The 420-nt window shown below is 58.3% G+C and carries 1 pseudogene; it reads right to left on the reverse strand.

What is annotated here, in order from left to right:
* Window positions 1-420, reverse strand: a pseudogene (locus EXE42_RS15615) (helicase); the annotation flags it as partial.

The following is a 420-nucleotide window of genomic DNA, read 5'->3' on the forward strand; positions in this document are numbered from 1 at the left end:
GTGCCCTGCCGAAGGGAGCGAGGGAGTTCAGCTCGGTAGAGGTTGCTCCCCGCCTTCTCGACGTCACCACCAAGCACCTCGATTCCGCGCTCAACGAACTCGTGGATGTCCGCTTCGGTCCCGTAGACATCCTCGGACTCGTCCATGACCTCCTGGATCTTCTGTCGGCTCTCCTGATCGAACGTACTCGTGTCGATGAGGCTGCGTTCGTACCACTCTTGTAGCGTGCGTTGGCGCTCGTCGATGAGTTCTTCGAGTTCCTCCTTGGTGGCACTCGCCGGTTCCTCATTCTGGATAGACTCCATAATGAGCGAGTCGACGTTGATGTCGTCGAGCATCCCGAGGACGTCGGCCGTGTTGCCGAGTTTCCCACGGATGTTCTCGACCTTGTTCTGGAGCATATCGAAAATCTCGCCCTCG

The sequence above is a fragment of the Halorubrum sp. SP3 genome (assembly GCF_005435195.1).
Classification (GTDB): domain Archaea; phylum Halobacteriota; class Halobacteria; order Halobacteriales; family Haloferacaceae; genus Halorubrum; species Halorubrum sodomense.